This window comes from Pseudomonas juntendi (genome assembly GCF_009932375.1).
In the GTDB taxonomy this organism is placed as follows: domain Bacteria; phylum Pseudomonadota; class Gammaproteobacteria; order Pseudomonadales; family Pseudomonadaceae; genus Aquipseudomonas; species Aquipseudomonas juntendi.
On the sequence record NZ_BLJG01000385.1, the window covers coordinates 1 to 322 of the forward strand.

Sequence of the window (322 nt, forward strand, 5' to 3'; positions counted from 1 at the left end):
GCTCCTTCCCGTCCGGCGTTACCGTCATCACCACCCTGGACGACGACGGCTCGGTCGTCGGCCTGACCGCCAGCGCATTTTCCTCCCTGTCGATGGAGCCGCCGCTGGTGCTGTTCTGCCCCAACTACAGCTCCGACTCCTACCCGGTACTGATCAAGCAGAAGCGCTTCGCCATTCACCTGCTCTCGGGTGAGCAGCAGGCACACGCCTATGCGTTCGCCAAGAAAGGCAAAGACAAGGCCAACGGTATCGAGTGGACCCTCAGCGAGCTGGGCAACCCGATCCTGGCCGGCGCCACGGCGGTCATCGAGTGCGAACTGTG

Annotated in this window: 1 protein-coding gene; it reads left to right on the forward strand. The window is 63.7% G+C overall.

What is annotated here, in order from left to right; genetic code table 11:
• A partial coding sequence (locus GYA94_RS26185) for a flavin reductase family protein (protein ID WP_161893404.1) occupies nt 1-322 on the forward strand: 322 nt, incomplete at both ends.